The following is a 14,416-nucleotide window of genomic DNA, read 5'->3' on the forward strand; positions in this document are numbered from 1 at the left end:
AATCAGAGCGATCGTAGAAAGGTTATCAGTTCGTCGGAAGCTCGGAAACGTCCAGTAGAGGCGCCGGCGGGCTGCAGCTTCATCAACGCCTTCTCTTTCATGGTGAGGTCCGCTTCAACGTACATGTGCGTCGTCGCGGTGTCCTCGTGGCCGAGCCAGAGGGCGATGACGGTGATATCCACGCCGGACTGCAGCAGATGCATCGCTGTCGTGTGGCGGATAACGTGCGGTGTTACTGCCCGACCGATGAGCGCCGGGTGCTTGCACGCGGCCACCTCGACCGCAAGCTGTAGCCGCTGGGTCACATTCGAGCGTGTCATCCGGTCACCGCTGCGGTTCGGAAGCAGCATCGCATCGGCCGGGGGCTCACCGAGCCGCCGGCGCCAACTACGAAGCAGCGCCGCCGTTGTTCGCCACAACGGCACTGATCGGTCCTTACGGCCTTTGCCATGTAAATGGACAGCCGGCTGTCCTTCGAGCACAACATCGCCCCAGCGCATTGCAATCATCTCGGAAACGCGCGCGCCTGTATTGTACAGGGTGCTGAACATGGCACGATCTCTTTGGCCAGCCCAAGTTTTGGCGTCCGGGGCCTCGATGATGGTGCGGATCTCGTCTCTCGACAGAAAGCCGACCATCGGCCGCTCAAATCGCTTTTGCGGGATTGCGAGCGCCCGTTCGATGGTAGCCAGAGCACCGATATCGTGATGTCCAGCGTATTTTAGGAAAGTCCGTATGGCCGCGAGGCGCGCATTGCGACTTCGCACACTGTTGCCACGTTCCTTCTCGAGATGATCAAGAAACGCTAGGAGCAACGGCGCATCAAGTTCCAGCAGCGTGATCGCGCTTGGCGTTCGGTGCAATCGCTGTGCTGCGAAGCCCAAGAGCAGTCTCAACGTGTCGCGATAGGCGGCAACCGTCTCGCGGCTGACGGCGCGATGTTGACCAAGATGCTCGAGAAAGAACCGTTGGACGAGGGTGGAAAGGGACGGCGCGTTATGATCAGACATAGCTGTCTTCCCCGAGTGCGAAGCCTTCGAAGCGTGATCCGGCGATGGCCATCAGATCGGGGATGCCGCTCATGTACCAATAGGTGTCCGATACCTTGGCGTGGCCGACATAGGTCGAGAGCGCGGCGATGGCGTTATCGATGTCGCATCCTTCGGCCTGCCAGCGCTCCAACCGTCGGCAAATAAAGGTGTGCCTCAGATCATGAATGCGAACATGCGAATGGGAGCCGCGCGGAATGATACCGACTGCCGCGCGCAGTCGTTGAAAGACGCCGTGGACGGTGCGCTTTTTGAGGTTTTGGCCACCTGCGACGGTGAAGAAGGCTTGCTCCGCCTCTTGCCTCACGAAGCGTCCTCGGATCTGTAGATATGACTCAAGTGCCTCGGTGACCGACCGATGAAATGGTACATGCCGAGACTTTTGGAACTTGGTCATGCGAACCGTTGCGCAGCGAGCTTCGATGTCGACATCACAGCAGCGCAGGTTGATCGCCTCCGAAATGCGCAGGCCGGTTGCGGCGATGAATCCGATCAGTGTCTCGAACACGACCGATCGCAACTCGCCTTTTGCTTGGAGAGCTCGGGCGGCGGCCAGAAGACCGAGGATCTCGTCGTCGGTATAGATGTGGGGCGTCAACCGCCGCCGTGACTTGCCGAATATCGGGCTCGCCGGAAACTCCGTCGCTGGATCCAGGCGCGTCATGTAGGCCGCAAACGGCTTCACGATTGCCAGTCTTCCTGCCCAGGTGAAGGGTTGATTGATGCGCGATCTGTCCTTTGCCCAGTTGATGATGAGGTCACTGGTTAGCCTGCGACAGTCCTGCTCGTCAGCGAAATCGGCAAAGGAACTCAGCAGTTGAGCATTGGGGCCGCTGACGCTGAAGCCGAGCATGGACCGCTCGAGCAGGTAGGCGGCGACATGTTCCTTCATTGTCACCATCGTCGTCATTACGCCCTCCCTGGCCATGGCAGAGCGACAGCCGACAACCGGTCGAAATCGATCTTGGTGTAGATCTTTGAAGTGTCGAGGCTGCGATGGCGTAGGATATCGGCAATGTGCTTCATCGGTGTGCCCTCGCGCAACAGTCGGCTCGCTACGCTATGGCGTAGAACATGCGGATCGCTGCGATCCCAACCGCACCGCCGAAACGCGGCGATGATTGCTCGCTGGGCTACTCCCGCCTGGACCGGCCGATCATAGGGTGCGACATGGCGGACGAAGACCGCGCGGCTTACCGTCTCGGGCCGTTCGTGCCTGACGTAGTCGGCGATTGCCTCACCCGTTGCCCTGGGTAGCGGCAGACAGTCTGTGAAATGCGTCTTGGAGCGCGCGATTGTGATTGTTCCGTTCTGCCAATCGATATCCTCGATGCGCAGCTTGACCACTTCCGCACAGCGAAGGCCAAGGTCTGTGACACATCTGAGGATGGCATAGGCCCGCCGACCAGATGGCAGACCCGCATCGAACGATCCTAGAAGCGCGTCAATCTGGGCTGGTGACAACGTGTCGGGCAGTGACGCCAGACGCCAGTTCGCCGCGCGTGGGATGGCTTGCAGAAGCTTGGCGACCTCGTCACCGCACATCTGGCGGTACCTCAGATAACAGCCTATCGAACTGCCAGCGACGCGCACCGCCCCGGCGCCCCAATCGCGACCTTCACCCAGGACGAACCGCCTCATGGCTACGGTATCGATCTTCGTGACGTCGATATCGTCCGAGCCGAAAGTTTGAGCGAGGAATCTGCCGACAATCAACCCGCGTTGCCGCCGTGTGGTCTCCGCTAAGCCTGCGACGTCACGCATGTAGGCATCGAACCTGGCCAGATCTCTGCTGAGTGCGTCTTGCTCGTCGATCGGCCGAATGTCTCTCTCGGTCTCCAGTAGTCTTAGAAGGTGGCGAATGGCGGTCCGTAGTTCATGCCGCGTCCGACGAACCGGCTGTCGACAACTGCAAATTGGCAGGTGGTCGTTAAGAAAGCGATCCAGCACCGCCGTGCACAGCGATGAAAGGCCAATGTGTTGCTCGTCAAGCCAGCGTGCGAAATGTGCAACGCTTGCAAGATAGACGCGGATCACGTTGTGCGCGTACCGGTCTTGCCGTAGAGGAGCGACGTAGCGGTCTTGGTAGGCGGACAGAATGCTGGACGACAGCCATGCTTGTGGTCCAGGCTGCAAAATGATGGGCTTCATGGAGATCTCCCCTTCCAGTGATTGGAGCAGGGAGAATGAAATTATGCTCAGTTGGAAACGTCACGCTGCTTTCGAAATCGCTGTAAAACAAAGGTTATTTGCCGAGGAGCCAGAGAGCCTACGCATAATCAAGAGCTTCGCATAATTCCTCTTATGCAAACCTTTGCATAAGAGAAAGAACTCGTTGTTCGTGGGCAACGAACGCGGTGGCAAGTCCTTCGCGGTCCTGGCATCGCTCGTCAACACAGCAAAGCTCAATAGTGTTGACCCCGAGGTCTGGCTTGCCGATGTGCTTGAGCGCATCATCTCGGGCAAGGTGCCCGCGAACCGGATGGATACGCTCTTCCCATGGGCCTGGAAGGCCGAACGCGAGGCCATTGCACGTCAGGAGCGACGGGCGGCATGACACAGAACAGCCAAGGGACGACGGCACGACCGAAGCTCGATGACAAGGCGTTCGAGGCGTTTATCAGGGCACGCCGTCCAGCATCGCCAATCTGGTCAATGAGCGGTCTCGATGGTTATCTTACGGCTCTCATCATCGGACCGAAGTTCATCGACCCACGCAAATGGCTCCCGGAACTGACCGGTCCGGATGCCCTGAACCTGCCGATGGAAACGACCGAGCATCGGGCCGTACAGACCATTGTTGCGGAATATAACCGCATCTCGGCTAGCCTTTCCGAAACACCGAAAGACCACCGGCCCCGGTTCACCCGGATCGATGATCAGACCTTTGATATCTTCGATTGGGACCTCTGCTTTTTGTTGGGAACTGGATACGCGCCGAGGCTTTGGCAGCCGGTTCTTCGTGGTCATGCCGTCACTGGGGGATATCATCGCACCCATCCGCAAGCTCGGCGAGGCAAAACGGAAAGTGACAAGCCAGGATGCTGCTGACGTCGCCGAAGCACTCGTCAATATCCGAACCTACTTTATGCCGAAGCGGGCAAAGCAGAAGTTCTGACCGAGCGCCAGAAACCTATCCGTCAATCATGAAGCCGTGGGCCATTCGTTGCGCTCACGACGCACGAGTGGTAACACGACGAGTAGCGTGGGAAATGCGACCATCCATGAGGCGACCCACGCATTCGGCCAGGCCGCAGTAAAGCTGGCTCCTGGCCCTATGTTACTAGCGGTAGCCACTGCCGATACGACCCCCGACATCAAGATGGACAGAACAAGTGGCATCACAACTCTCGCATAGCCCGGCGGGAGCTTTCTTCGCATCAATTGCTCACGGTCGATTTGCATGACTACGAATCCTTAGCGAGATGGGGCGTTAACGGATCGTTCTGTCGTGCCAACTCCCGAATATAATCACGCAGCGAACGAGGTTCGCGGCCCAACGCAGCGGTCAACGAAAGGCTATTTCCCCCAAGTCCGTAGTTTCTGTAGTGCTCGTGGATCTTTGAGAGCAGGTGCATCTGCTGCTCACTGTAAGGTAGACGGGCGCTCTGCACCCACTCGCTGAAGCTGGGCTCAAACGCTTCTATCGGGCGTCCGAGCTCTGCCGAGATAGCCGCAACAACGTCATTACGGCTGAACATACCTGCCGCCAGCTCAAGCGTGGCAAATGCCAGCTTGTCCTCCGTAAGTGCAATGGCTGCGACCTCGGCGACGTCGCGGTAATCAACTCGAGCGATCTTGATGTCTTCCGGGAATGGCTCTCCGAAGCGACCATGCAGAATGATCGATGGCCACGCGATCCCGATGTTCTGCATGAAGTTCGCCGGCTGCAGGATTGTATATTCGAGCCGTGACGAGTAAAGCGCCTCCTCGACCGGGATTTTGCTCGCATGGTTCTTCAGGCGCGTGTTCGTAGGCTGGATCACCGACGAGAAGGCGAACTTCTTCACACCGTTTCGCTCTGCGGCCTCGACGATGGCAATCCCCATTGCTGCTTCGTCAGGTGTGAACGCGGGGCCAATATGGAAGACACCGTCCATGCCTCGCGTTGCCTCGGCAAGACTGTCCGTATTGCGGAGGTCTCCAATGAAAACCTCGGCCACACCCAGCGAGCGGGCGACGGCTGCCCGTGCGTCGTTGCGCACGAGCGCATGGACGACAGTGTCGCGGCGCATCAGTTCGGGAATAACCCAGCGCGCGAATTTGCCGGTGGCTCCAACAACGAGGATCTTTGGTTGGTTCAATACCATAAGCGTGTCCTTTGCAAATTTCATGACGCGGGAGCACTTTAATTTCCTGTGGAAGACGTAACAATTGACGTCGCGATGGAGATAGAATCACAATATGCGAGATAATATGAGTCGCCTCGAAGACCTTGAAGCATTCATCCATATGGCGGAAAGTGGTAGCCTTACCCGGGCTGCGACTCGTCTCAATCGCTCGCTGCAAGCGGTGAGCCGCTCCCCTTACATCACTTGAAGTTGACGTTGGACTTCAGCTTGTTCACCGCACCACACGACATTCTGCGCTCAGCGAGGCTGGTCAGGCCTTTTATCGGCGGGTGAAGCCAGCGGTGTTGGAAATCAGAGAGGCCCAACTTGAGGCGGCTGGTCGCAGGACTGGACCATCCGGAATTCTGCGCGTGGGTGCACCAATGCTGTTCGGGCCAGACTTTCTAGTTCCGATCGTCGCGGAATACATTGAAAGCTATCCGCAGGCCGAGGTCGATCTAAGTTTGACAGATGCGTTCGTCGACCTTGCAAGCGAAGGGATAGATGTAGTGGTCCGCATTGCCGACCTGCCTGATTCCAACCTGCAGAGTAAAAGATTGGGTGCGCTACGGCGGGTGGTGTTCGGAGCACCCTCCTACTTTGCTCGGAATGGCCGGCCAGAACATCCTGCGGAATTGCGCCAGCACGCCTGCATCGTCAGAACAATCGGCAACAGACCGGGGCAGTGGGCCTTCCAAATTGATGGAAAGAGGCGGATGGTTGGAGTCCGGGGTTCGTTTCGCTCCAATGCAATGGCAGCGATTTATTCTGCTGTAAGAAGTGGCCTAGGGTTGGGATATTCTCCTCTGTGGGAGATCAGGCATCTTGTGGATGCCGGGCAGGTAGAAATCGTATTGCAGGAGTTTGAGCCCAAGCCAGTGCCGATTCATGCCCTCTGGCAAGAAAGTACACGTCCGCCCGCGAAGGTGCGCGCGTTCGTTGACCTCCTAGCCATGCGGCTCAGACTCGATGACCTTTGATACGTATGCCCTCAGGGGCATCGGAGATGAGCCAGATTTTCGGGCGCGTCGTTATCGCGCTCGTCCTCTCCATCGAAAATCGCATAAAGTATCAACAGGAACCGCCCCTTATGAACGAGCAGCGTTAGTGCCCGCGCCGTCACTGAGGATGTCCATATAAGCTCGATACACGAACACTCGGCCACGGCGCCGTCCGGTGGCTTCTTCGACGACGCCGAGTCTCTGTAGTTGGTCCAGTGCAGCGTTCACGGTCGGCACTGTGAGACCGCTTCGCTTCGCCGCGGACGCTGCGGTCAGATAGGGGCTCGTGCGCATGATTTCGTGGATCTGAAGGACCGATCCTGTACGTTCGGATTCTCTCACGATCCGTTCCCTGTCGTCGTGAAATAGTCGTGCAATACGGTTGGCTGTCTCGAAAGCTTGATCTGCTGTTTCGGCCACACCGTCCAGGAAAAACTCCAGCCAGGCTTCCCACGTTCCATATTCTCGGACTTCCTGTAGAAGCCGGTAGTAGTCGGGCCGCCGCGATTTGAAATAAAGGCTGAGATAGAGCAGAGGTTGTTGAAGCACGCCGGTCGCGCAAAGGAACAGTGCGATCAGAAGTCGACCGAGGCGGCCATTTCCATCTAGGAAAGGATGGATGGTTTCAAACTGGACATGGATGAGGCCGGCCTTAATCAGCGGCGGAATGCTCGGCGTCTCCTCATGAATGAACCTTTCCCAGTCACCGAGGCAAGTCATGACCTCATTCGCTGGAGGAGGCACGAACATGGCGTTTCCGGGCCGCGTGCCGCCGATCCAATTCTGTGAGGTGCGGAATTCGCCAGGGCTCCTTCTGCCGCCGCGACCGCTATCCAGCAACCGCTGGTGCATTTCCCGGATGAGGCGCAGTGACAGGGGCAACTGCCGCATTCGCTCTAGACCGAACATCATGGCGTCAACATAGTTCGAGACTTCGCGGATGTCGTCGACAGGTTCGCCGCTGATCGCCTCTGTCTCGAAGCGAAGGAGATCGGACAGCGTCGACTGAGTGCCCTCGATTTGGGAGGAAAGGACAGCCTCCTTGCGTACATACATGTACAGGAAGAGCTCCTTATTCGGCAGCAGGATGGAAACGCCATCAAGTCGTCCCAGAGCGCGCTCGGCGGCGCTGAGTCGCGTCAAGAGGCCGGTGATTTCAAGAGGGGGATTGGGAGGAAGAGGTGGGGGTACAAACGCCTTCACACGCTCGCCGCCAACAGCGGTCTCCACAAAACGACCAAGGCGGCCAGCGGTCTCGTTCCTCATGCACTTTCCAGTTTGGCTAAGTTTGTCGCCTTTAATTAGCATGTCCAGTTAATAAATGAAATCCCGTTTTCGTTAATTAGTGAGATCGCTTATTTAATTCGGTCGCTCATCACAGCTTCTATTCGAACCGCTTCGAGACAAGGGTTATCTCGGCCATCACTATTTGCGTGTCTACGTGCCGATTCGGTTCAAGTCGGGGGATTTCTCTCGGATTCCGGTCCAAAGCGGACCTTCGGCCTCACAACATCAACCGCCGACCTATTCCTAGCGCGGCTGACAAGACATGTTCACCCAAAATTCCGGCGTCTAATCCTGGCCGGGAGGCCGCGCGGTTCTATCTGATCATGCGGGGGTGCTGAAGTGGCCGAAGGACCACCACTGATCGTATCAGACCGACCTGACGGTTCGCTGCTGCCCGAGTATGGAGGTCCCATTGCCTTTGTTCATTGTGCACCATCAGCACTCGCCCGAAACCTGTCCCGCGCGCGATCCAGCCAAGGGCACGATGCTGTTGAACCATTTGAGCCGGCCGAGCGCTGCTCGCCACGGTGTGCTGATCAAGGGGGAAGCCGTCGCACAGGGCTCACATTCGCTGTTCTTCATTGCCGAAGCAGCGGATGAGGCCATCCTTCAGGCTTTTTTGGCGCCTCTCCGTCAAGCCGGCAACGTCGAAGTGACGGCAGCGATGACTTGCGCCGCGATGGTTTCGAGCGGCGGCTGCGAAGAACGTCCAGTGGACGTCTCGGCAGAGGTGCTCGATCCCGCAGACGCCTGCCAGGATGCTGTCGAGGCTGGCCTTCTCATTCACAGCGTCAATCCGTTGAATGGCGAGACCTCGGTGCCGGACCTTGCAGGCGGTGCCGTGATGCCAAACGGTCGGTTTTACCTGCGGAACCACTTCGATATCCCGAACCTTGGCGGTGACAACTACCGGCTTTCGATCGGCGGGCTGGTCGAAAGACCACTGAAACTGAGCATGAGGGAGCTTCACAATCTTCATGCCGAAAGCCAGGTTGTGACGCTGGAATGCGCTGGCAACGGCCGTAGCCTGTTCGATCCGGCCGTGCCCGGCGAAGCCTGGGGACTGGGCGCCGTCAGCACTGCCGAGTGGACCGGCGTTCGCCTGATGGAAGTGCTTGAGCGAGCGGGACTGCGAGCCGGCGCGACCGAACTCACCTTCCGCGGTGCCGACAGCGGGGTCGTCGACGGGCACGACGCGCCGGTTCGTTTCGAACGCGGCCTCAGCCTCGACCAGATTCGTGAAACGGATGCGCTTCTTGCCTATGAGATGAACGGCGAAACGCTGTCACCACCTCATGGCTATCCATTGCGGCTGATCGTGTCCGGTTGGTATGCGGTAGCGTCCGTCAAGTGGCTGACCGAGATTGTCGTTACCGACCAACCCTGCGAGGCATACTATCAGGCTGAGAAATACTGGTACCATTGGGTGCGAAACGGGCACAATGAGCGCGCGCAGGTGAAGCTGATGAACGTGCGAGCGTTGATATCTTCGCCTGAAGAGGGGGAGAACCTGCCGCGCGGCGACACCGCGATCCGTGGGGTCGCGTGGTCGGGTGCCGGGAACATCTCCAGGGTCGATGTAAGCCTGAACGGCAGCCCGTGGCGCGAGGCGCGGCTCGTTGGCGAACGACGACGCTCTGCGTGGCAATGGTGGGAGTTGATCACGCGACTTGAGGAGACGGGGCCACTCACCGTACGGGCGCGCGCCACCGACATGACGGGCCGGACCCAACCCGAGCACGCTGAGTGGAACCGTCTGGGCTACGGCAACAACTCGATCCACTCTGTTGCAGCGCGGGTAATCTGAAGGCGGAAAGCACGCGTTTCAAACCGGCGTTGCTTCATGTGCGGTGAAAAGGTGGTGAGAGCCAGTTTTCGCAATCGGGAAGACAAGCCGCTTGCCCTCTGACGCCGGGTCGACAAGGCCTATCCTCAGTCTGCTGGAAACGGCAAACCGTAGCGTTCGCGGACGGTGCGCTCCTCGTAACGGCTGCGATAAACTCCGCGGTCCTGGAGGATCGGGACTACTTTGTCCCCGAATTCCTCGATATCGTCTGGTGCTCTTGGCGGCTGAAGCGTGTAGCCGTCGACGGTGCCGTCGTCCCATAAATCAATGAGCGCATCAGCTACCTCTTCTGCGGTCCCGATCAGTAGCCGATGATGGCCCTCGGAGCGGCGTACCACTTGCCTTGCGAAGCGCCGGGCGCATGTTCGAGCTCGGAGGCGGGTCGGCGACCTCCCGCAACAACAACTTCGATCGGCACTGGCGCAATATCCGCACGATACTCAACCACAACCCGTTGCTGCACAAATCGCGTGCGCTGGGCGACTATCTGCTGAACGGCACGACCACGCATCTGAGGGAAGGGAAGGTGTTTTGAGGGGGCCCCGCAAGCATCACCCTCTCAAGACAGGGGGCCGCACGCTCTCCCATGGTGAACGCTAATGCTTCGTGATGTTCGAGACAGTGAAACCCCGTCCTCGAAAAAGAGACGGAGAGGTCCGCGACGTTCAGGCGGATAGCTTCGTGTTGGTTGAGCACGTACGGGCGAAGGCCATCTGCCGCGCCTCCTCCCAGAGGCACAAGCGCCATCTGGCTTTCGCTGCCTAACCGTCTCGAAACGTCCCAAGCATAGCGGTCTGGCAGGGGTCAGGGCTGTGAACAACACAATCGCGAGTGGCGCATACGTCCTTCATTCGCCCAACGTTCCAATTTCGTGCTTCGAAGATCGCATATGTACCGAGTCAACGGCAATCGGGAACGAGTCGCATGCGGGAATACCAAGCCTCACAATGGCGCGGCAACCGACGACGCCGTTGGGTCTTTGGCCACCACGCGAGCGGAATTCCTGATCCTCTCCAATCATTGCCGGTTGGGCTAAGCTTCCCGTGCCGGAGGCGAAAGTTGGATCGTGGAGCTGACCACTTCGGATTCCAAGTGCGAGGATCTCGGCAAACGGTTGGAGGACCGCAGCCTGTGCTGATGCGTGCTGGCTGATCCAGATCAAGTGGGAACAAAAGCGCCGAGCCGCTCGTTCGAGCGTCTGTGGCGGCGCAAGTCGCGTCCTCCAAACCGGGAGACCCCCATGGGCAGTGCAAAGGACAAAGTGGCCGGCAAGGCCAATGAGCTCGCTGGTAAGGCCAAGAAGGCCGCGGGCGATGCAACCGACAACAACTCGCTCCGCGCCAAAGGCGCAGCGCAAGAGGCAAAGGGCGGTGCCCAGCAAGCCAAGGGAAAGTTAAAGGACGCAGTTAAAGGCGCTGTCGACAAGACTTAAAGCAGTGAAGCTGCGGTTGGTGCCAACCTGTTCCCGCGCCAGCCGGGCCGCTTCGGGTGAAGAATGAGGGTCCCCGGCCGCTCCGGCAATCTTTCTGGCCGGAGCTGACGTGCAGAGACGGCGCGCCATCATGGCCTCAAGCCAGCCGACGATCGTGAAGTTCTCCGACTATCCGGATATAGCCGCGCCTCAACCGATTATCCCTGCAATCAAGTTCGATACAGACCCGTGGGCTTACACGATGGGCCTGAGGCGTCGCTGCAGATAAGACAATCGCACCCTTTCAATCAATCAGTCGGGTTGAAGAGCGGCTCCAGCGCCATGTTGTCTAGGCGCCACCATCCGATAATCGCACGATGGATGCCGGTGGTTCCACCTTCCGGATCGGTCGCTTCGTCGCTCAATCGGCTTGCCACCATCCATGCGCAGGAAAAGCGAGTTTGAGCGCGCCGATCACGTATGGCACATTGCGCACGGGCGCCGCACAATCGCCTCCATCTCGGCTTTCCCGTCTGGCGTTCGGGGGGTAGTTTCATCCAGCTAAGCAAGGAGGTTGATATGCGAACCGCTAGACTTGCCGAAGTCGTGAAACGAGCTCTTCTGGTCGGAATGCTGCAGCTCGGTTATATCGGTCTCGCTCAGGCGGACACGACGATCCTGAACGTGTCCTATGACTCGACACGGAAACTCTACAAGGAATTCAACGCCGCCTTTGCCGAAAAATGGCAGGCGGATACGGGCGAGACGGTGACGATCCAGACATCGCATGGCGGCTCCGGAAAGCAGGCGCGCTTGGTGATCGACGGCCTGAACGCCGATGTGGTGACGCTCGCGCTTGAAGCGGACATCGTCGCGATTGCGCAGGCCACCGGCAAGATCCCTGTTGATTGGAAAACCCGTCTTGAGAACGACAGCGCTCCCTACACCTCGACGGTCGTCTTTCTCGTCCGCAAGGGTAACCCGAAAGGCATCAGGGATTGGAGCGATCTGACCAAGGAAGGCATCCAGGTGATCACGCCTAACCCGAAGACCTCGGGCGGCGCCCGCTGGAATTTCCTGGCGGCCTGGGCGTGGGCGCGGGCGACGAACAACGGCGACGATGCCAAGGCGGAGGAATATGTGGCGCAACTCTTCAAGCATGTTCTCGCTCTCGACACTGGCGCGTGGGGAGCGATGACCACCTTCGTCCAGCGCGGTCTCGGCGACGTGCTGCTCGCCTGGGAAAACGAAGCCTACCTCGCGCTCGAAGAACTCGGCCCCGACAACTTCGATATCGTTACGCCCTCGATTTCGATCAGAGCCGAGCCGCCGGTGGCGCTTGTCGACGGCAATGTCGACCGTAACGGCACGCGCAAGATGGCAGAAGCCTACCTCAATTATCTCTACAGTGATGTGGGGCAGAAGATCGTCGCCAAACACTACTATCGGCCGTTCAAGCCCGAGGCAGCGGATCAGAAGGACATCGACCGCTTCGCCGATCTCACACTGGTCACCATTGACGAGTTCGGCGGATGGAAGGAAGCTCAGCCGAAGTTCTTCGGCGCTGGCGGTATCTTCGATCGTATCTATAGTCCCGGACGATAGTCAGCGCTCGGCGGCGCCGTATTTGGCCTTTGCGACAGTGACGATTTGCGGCTGGTCGAAGACATTGAAAGGCGCACAGAGATGGAAGTCCGGGTCGAGAGCCTCCAGAAAGAATTCGGCCGCTTCCCGGCGCTCGTCGACGTCACACTCGACATCCTCTCCGGCGAGCTGATTGCGCTCCTCGGCCCGTCGGGTTCAGGAAAGACGACGCTGCTCAGGCTAATTGCTGGCCTCGAAAGCCCGACCGAGGGCATGATTTTCTTCGGCGACGAGGACGCATCGAAGAGGACCGTCCAGGAGCGCAATATCGGCTTCGTCTTCCAGCACTACGCCCTGTTCCGTCACATGACGGTGCTCGACAATGTCACCTTCGGGCTCAAGGTACGGCCCGCCAACCGGCGGCCGCCCGCCGCAGAGATCCGCCGTCGTGCGCTCGACCTCATCGACTTGGTGCAGCTCTCTGGGCTCGAAAAACGCTATCCGGCCCAGCTTTCTGGGGGCCAGCGGCAGCGGGTGGCGCTCGCCCGCGCTATGGCGGTCGAACCGAGCGTGCTGCTGCTCGACGAGCCCTTCGGCGCGCTCGACGCGCAGGTTCGCAAGGAACTCCGCCGGTGGCTCCGCGAAATCCACGACCGCACCGGGTACACGACCCTCTTCGTCACCCATGACCAGGAAGAGGCACTCGAGCTTGCCGACCGCGTCGTAGTGATGAGCAAGGGCGCGATCGAGCAAGTCGGCACCCCCGACGAGATCTACGATCACCCCGTCTCGCCTTTCGTCTACGGCTTCATCGGTCAGTCCAATTGTCTCAACGTCACGCTTGCCAATGGTGAGATCTGGTTCGAGGGCCGCCCAATCGGTCTTCGCGCCGCGAACGAGCCGGACGGGCAGGCAACCCTCTTCTTCCGCCCGCACGACGTCGAGCTCATTGAGGGTGGCAGTGGCTGTCTCGCCGGGCGTGTCACGGCGAGTCGGCGTGTAGCGGGCACGCGCCACCTCGAATTGGATCTCGGCAAGACACAGTCGTCGATCGAGGTTGAGTTGCCGCCCGAGCTGGCGTCCTCGGCCGACCGCACCTGTATCGCGCTCCGCCCCACGAAGTGGAAGCTGTTTTGTGGCGAGTAGCCTGGAAGGAGCGTTCATGACGTCGATTTCAAGCCGTGGACTTAAGGCAGTCTGCAAATTTAGCAGATCTAGCAGCTCGTGCGCCTCCGATGCGGATAGTTCCCAGCATCCTTTCATCGTGGGGGTGGATGGCCGACAACCCGCTAAAGACGTCGAAGACCGTCCAGGTCGCGCCTAGTTTCCCGCCTCAAGTCGTACCTCCTGGTGATCATCCAGGGAGTTTAAGCAAGACCGGGATGATCGGTTGGAATTTCTGTGCAGACCCAAGCAGATTGCGGATGGCCATTTTGGTGCAGTGGCTGAAGCAGAATGCCGCGGCGCCGCCGACTGATCGCGAGATGCGGCGCCCAAGCCAAAGGGCAATGAATTGTTAGATCGTCTTGCTGGTGGAGCTGGTGAGCCGAAACAGTTCTAGTTTCTCGGCGAGTTCGCTTTCCGACACCGGTTTGCCTATCGTTGCGAGCGCTGTCTCCGGATACTCAGCGGCGATCGCTTCCTGTCCGGTGACAAAGATGCTTGGAATGCCGCGCTGGCGAAGCCACTTTGCGGCAGCCGGGCCGGTGCGCCCATCGGCCAGATCGATATCTACCAGCACCCCGTCGACCTCGATCGTCTCTATCCTGCCAACCAGGTCGGCGAAGCTGCTGGCGGAGCCCGCAAAGACATACCCCAGATCCTCGATCATCGCCTCAATGTGAAAGACGATCAGCGGGTTGTCTTCGAGATAGAATATCCGCAACGGCGACACGGAAGGAGCCATA

The 14,416-nt window shown here is 59.1% G+C and carries 11 protein-coding genes and 5 pseudogenes; 8 read left to right on the top strand and 8 right to left on the bottom strand.

The window, feature by feature from the left end; translation table 11 throughout:
* Nucleotides 1-2: 2 nt before the first annotated feature.
* Genes PZL22_RS29070 through PZL22_RS29080 form a run of 3 tightly spaced genes read right to left on the bottom strand, consistent with a single transcriptional unit; the run spans nt 3 to nt 3,200 of the window.
* Nucleotides 3-1,010, bottom strand: a complete 1,008-nt coding sequence (locus tag PZL22_RS29070) for a tyrosine-type recombinase/integrase (RefSeq protein ID WP_101780196.1) — start codon at nt 1,008-1,010, stop codon at nt 3-5.
* Entirely contained in the window at nt 1,003-1,902 is a 900-nt protein-coding gene (locus PZL22_RS29075; RefSeq protein ID WP_210212685.1) for a tyrosine-type recombinase/integrase, read from the bottom strand. The genes PZL22_RS29070 and PZL22_RS29075 overlap by 8 nt, the downstream gene beginning before the upstream one ends.
* A gap of 56 nt (nt 1,903-1,958) precedes the next feature.
* The gene (locus PZL22_RS29080) at nt 1,959-3,200 is read right to left on the bottom strand and encodes a site-specific integrase (protein ID WP_284718732.1); all 1,242 of its coding nucleotides are present in this window, start codon (nt 3,198-3,200) and stop codon (nt 1,959-1,961) included.
* 172 nt (nt 3,201-3,372) lie between these two features.
* On the opposite strand from PZL22_RS29080, the pseudogene PZL22_RS29085 reads away from it, so the two are divergent.
* Both PZL22_RS29085 and PZL22_RS29090 read left to right on the top strand, forming a co-directional pair.
* A pseudogene (locus tag PZL22_RS29085) lies at nt 3,373-3,606 on the top strand (transposase domain-containing protein); the annotation flags it as partial.
* A pseudogene (locus PZL22_RS29090) lies at nt 3,603-4,167 on the top strand (UPF0149 family protein). The pseudogenes PZL22_RS29085 and PZL22_RS29090, both read left to right, overlap by 4 nt.
* A 26-nt stretch (nt 4,168-4,193) precedes the next feature.
* On the opposite strand, the gene PZL22_RS29095 reads toward PZL22_RS29090, so the two are convergent.
* Together PZL22_RS29095 and PZL22_RS29100 are read right to left on the bottom strand one after the other, a co-directional pair.
* Nucleotides 4,194-4,454, bottom strand: coding sequence for a DUF2798 domain-containing protein (locus PZL22_RS29095; protein WP_127668384.1), 261 nt, complete (start codon nt 4,452-4,454; stop codon nt 4,194-4,196).
* Between the two features lie 2 nt (nt 4,455-4,456).
* Entirely contained in the window at nt 4,457-5,383 is a 927-nt protein-coding gene (locus tag PZL22_RS29100; protein ID WP_164830275.1) for an NmrA/HSCARG family protein, read from the bottom strand.
* Between the two features lie 82 nt (nt 5,384-5,465).
* Between PZL22_RS29100 and PZL22_RS29105 the strand changes: the two are divergent.
* Nucleotides 5,466-6,360 (top strand): annotated as a pseudogene (locus PZL22_RS29105) (LysR family transcriptional regulator).
* A 108-nt stretch (nt 6,361-6,468) separates the two neighbouring features.
* Here PZL22_RS29105 and PZL22_RS29110 read toward each other — a convergent pair.
* Nucleotides 6,469-7,647, bottom strand: a complete 1,179-nt coding sequence (locus tag PZL22_RS29110) for a Fic family protein (RefSeq protein ID WP_164830277.1) — start codon at nt 7,645-7,647, stop codon at nt 6,469-6,471.
* A 433-nt stretch (nt 7,648-8,080) separates the two neighbouring features.
* Here PZL22_RS29110 and PZL22_RS29115 point away from each other — a divergent pair, with 433 nt between their 5' ends.
* Nucleotides 8,081-9,475, top strand: coding sequence for a sulfite oxidase (locus tag PZL22_RS29115; RefSeq protein ID WP_164843115.1), 1,395 nt, complete (start codon nt 8,081-8,083; stop codon nt 9,473-9,475).
* Between the two features lie 125 nt (nt 9,476-9,600).
* Here the strand turns inward: PZL22_RS29115 and PZL22_RS29120 are convergent.
* Nucleotides 9,601-9,861: pseudogene (locus PZL22_RS29120) on the bottom strand (NtaA/DmoA family FMN-dependent monooxygenase); the annotation flags it as partial.
* An 11-nt stretch (nt 9,862-9,872) separates the two neighbouring features.
* Here PZL22_RS29120 and PZL22_RS29125 point away from each other — a divergent pair.
* The 4 genes and pseudogenes from PZL22_RS29125 to PZL22_RS29140 all read left to right on the top strand — a co-directional run.
* A pseudogene (locus PZL22_RS29125) lies at nt 9,873-10,049 on the top strand (acyl-CoA dehydrogenase family protein); the annotation flags it as partial.
* Nucleotides 10,050-10,754: 705 nt separating this feature from the next.
* Entirely contained in the window at nt 10,755-10,946 is a 192-nt protein-coding gene (locus PZL22_RS29130; protein WP_010968084.1) for a CsbD family protein, read from the top strand.
* A gap of 558 nt (nt 10,947-11,504) precedes the next feature.
* A complete protein-coding gene (locus PZL22_RS29135) occupies nt 11,505-12,530 on the top strand; it encodes a sulfate ABC transporter substrate-binding protein (protein ID WP_127701584.1) in 1,026 nt (341 codons plus the stop codon).
* A gap of 81 nt (nt 12,531-12,611) precedes the next feature.
* Nucleotides 12,612-13,655, top strand: coding sequence for a sulfate/molybdate ABC transporter ATP-binding protein (locus tag PZL22_RS29140; RefSeq protein ID WP_127701583.1), 1,044 nt, complete (start codon nt 12,612-12,614; stop codon nt 13,653-13,655).
* Nucleotides 13,656-14,025: 370 nt separating this feature from the next.
* Here PZL22_RS29140 and PZL22_RS29145 read toward each other — a convergent pair whose 3' ends face one another.
* Nucleotides 14,026-14,415: a response regulator gene (locus tag PZL22_RS29145; protein WP_010968081.1), complete on the bottom strand. Its 390-nt coding sequence runs from the start codon at nt 14,413-14,415 to the stop codon at nt 14,026-14,028.
* Nucleotide 14,416 lies beyond the last annotated feature (1 nt).

It is taken from the genome of Ensifer meliloti, from assembly GCF_030064585.1.
GTDB lineage: Bacteria > Pseudomonadota > Alphaproteobacteria > Rhizobiales > Rhizobiaceae > Sinorhizobium > Sinorhizobium meliloti.